Here is a 382-nt window from a genome sequence, read left to right on the forward strand (position 1 = left end):
GGCACCATGTAGGACGGCAGCTGCGCGGACAGGCGCGCACGCAGCTGCTCGACGTCCACCGTCGCGCCGTTCGCGGGCACCACGTAGCCGACCAGCTGATCGCCGGTGCGGGCGTCAGAGCGCACCAACGCCACCGACTGCGCGACCGATTCATCCGCGGTGAGCGCGGTTTCGATCTCGCCGAGCTCGATCCGCAGACCGCGCAGCTTCACCTGGAAGTCGGTGCGGCCCAGGTACTCGATGGCGCCGGTGGCATCCCGGGTGACCAGGTCACCGGTGCGGTACATGCGTGCGCCCGGCGCGCCGAACGGGTTGGCCACGAAGCGATCCGCGGTCAGATCGGCGCGGCCGACGTAGCCGCGGGCCAGCTGGTCGCCTGCGA

1 protein-coding gene is annotated in these 382 nt (G+C 71.5%); it reads right to left on the minus strand.

Going from position 1 to position 382, the window contains the following annotated elements; genetic code table 11:
• The coding region (locus tag IU459_RS37700) for an AMP-binding enzyme (RefSeq protein ID WP_195134330.1) at positions 1-382 on the minus strand (382 nt) is incomplete at both ends.

The organism is Nocardia amamiensis, from assembly GCF_015477605.1.
GTDB lineage: Bacteria > Actinomycetota > Actinomycetes > Mycobacteriales > Mycobacteriaceae > Nocardia > Nocardia amamiensis_A.